The organism is Chryseobacterium taichungense, assembly GCF_900109935.1.
GTDB lineage: Bacteria > Bacteroidota > Bacteroidia > Flavobacteriales > Weeksellaceae > Chryseobacterium > Chryseobacterium taichungense.
This window is the reverse complement of sequence record NZ_FOBV01000030.1, coordinates 1-1,467: the sequence shown is the minus strand read 5'-3', so window position 1 is coordinate 1,467 and position 1,467 is coordinate 1. Positions and strand designations below refer to the sequence as shown.

Annotated in this window: 1 protein-coding gene; it reads right to left on the bottom strand. The window is 41.1% G+C overall.

All coding sequences use genetic code 11. The features are described 5' to 3' along the window. Window positions 1–4 precede the first annotated feature (4 nt). A complete protein-coding gene (locus tag BMW64_RS20350; RefSeq protein WP_090002522.1) occupies window positions 5–1,396 on the bottom strand; it encodes an IS4 family transposase in 1,392 nt (463 codons plus the stop codon). Between the last annotated feature and the right edge of the window lie 71 nt (window positions 1,397–1,467).

The window sequence follows — 1,467 nt, the reverse complement described above, 5'->3', positions numbered from 1 at the left end:
GGGACTATCGTGTGGACACATCTTTAAAAGTATTGTACGCTTGCATAATATCTTTAAAGCGTTTGAGACCTATCCAGAGTGTAGTAATGCCTGGATGCCTGTTGCTTTCGTATCCTTTCCATCCTCCCAGACGGGCAATGACCCATACATAGCGTTTAAGATCCTTCTTTGAATAAGTATTTTTCTGTTTTTGGGTACTGCCTTCCAGGTTTTTCATGTATTGTTCCATGGCCTGCTGCTCTTGTGGATGGAAACAGGTCTCAGGAGCAATTTCCATCTCCGGCTCAGCATAGGCAAGGCGCATTAAAAACAGCTTAATGGTGACCTCCATGATCATTAAACTCTGTTTTCGAATCGAGGAAGCATATTCCAGTTCCGAAGATTCAATATCATAACCTTCCTTTTTCAGAATTTTAAATATTTCTTCGATCCTCCATCGCCAGCTATACCATTCGATACAGCTCATAGCCATCTCCATATCATCTATGGAAAGGGTAGTCAATAAATGCCAGCAGATCGCATCGCTGCCTTCATAGTCAACTTCCTTTGCCTCTATAAAATATATTTTTAAGCTCTCAGGAATATTTTCACTTACTCTTTTAGGGCTCTTTATCTCCACTTGCTTATAGCGGACTTCTACCTTAGCAGTTCTCTTTTTCCTTCCATTTCTGGCATCAATAAAAACAGAATAAATAGCGGGAGCCTGCTCCTTGTCGATGCTGGTAAATAATTTTGTTGCATCAGCAAGTAACCGGTCTGCCCTTGCTCTGACCAATAAGTCTACTCCCTCTTGTGGGATCCTGGCAAACTGCTCATAAATATCACCCTCCCGATCCTGTATAATAAGCATGCCCGGGACTTGCGGATTCAAGGCAGAGATGGTTTGCTCCGATACCTCGATCCATTTGTAGGATTCTTTTTCTTCAATAGGAAGTTCACGATAGTTTCTTTCATGCTTGTTCTCAAACTTTTGTGAACGGCTCCATAACTTGACATGGGCAAAACCGTATGGCGTACCGTCGGAAGCATCAAGAACAAGCGAGGGATGAATATAAAAGCCTAAGCCCATATCCTTTTTGGAAGTAGTGGTACCGATAAAGCGGTCTTTTTTTATTCTCCCTTTATGGCTATAAAGGTTGATTTCTGTAGTATCCTGAATGCAGACTACATATTTGCCCCGGCAGGCTTCAATACAGTTATAAGACATATTGCGGACCAGATCACCCTCACTGACACGGTCATTCTGAAGAAAACGGTAATGCCCTTTGGCAGAAGCTTCGTCATCACTTAACCGACGAATCGAATGAACGCTCTTGGAAAATAAATCATCTAATATTTTATTGCTCCGTTTAAGTAAACGTTTATCTGCAAATTCCCTGAAATTTCTTGTACTCATCTAAAAACTAATAAAGTATAAAAGTAGGAATAATTGTGTCCAAACGATAGTCCATGGGAGGGGAATTTTTG